Below are 393 nucleotides of genomic sequence, written 5' to 3' on the forward strand. Positions count from 1 at the left end.
ATGACGATGATGACGGACGGCGCGATCAGGAACAACAGCACGAGGCCGCCGAAGCCGTAGAGCCACAGGCGTTGCCGGTGCGAGATCGGCAGGCCGATACCGTCGCTCATCGCGAGCTCCATACGCCGGTGGCGCGCGCGCCGAGCAGCCACTGGAACAGGCCGAGCAGCGCCAGCGTGACCACCAGCAGCACGACGCCGAGTGCCGCACCAGCCCCCCAGTTGGAATACAGGCTAGTGGTCTGTTCCATGCGCATCGCCCACATCACCACCTTGCCGCCACCCATCAGCGCCGGGGTGACGAAGAAGCCGAGGCACAGCACGAAGACGATGACCACGCCCGAGGCGAGGCCGGGCAGCGACAGCGGAAAGAAGACCTGCCGGAACGTCGCGG

At 67.2% G+C, this 393-nt stretch carries 1 protein-coding gene; it reads right to left on the bottom strand.

Annotated elements, in window-relative coordinates; translation table 11 throughout:
* Positions 1-106: 106 nt before the first annotated feature.
* A partial coding sequence (locus EN862_RS34975) for an ABC transporter permease subunit (RefSeq protein ID WP_135913291.1) occupies positions 107-393 on the bottom strand: 287 nt, incomplete at its 5' end.

The organism is Mesorhizobium sp. M2E.F.Ca.ET.219.01.1.1, from assembly GCF_004016445.2.
Taxonomy (GTDB): Bacteria; Pseudomonadota; Alphaproteobacteria; order Rhizobiales; family Rhizobiaceae; genus Mesorhizobium.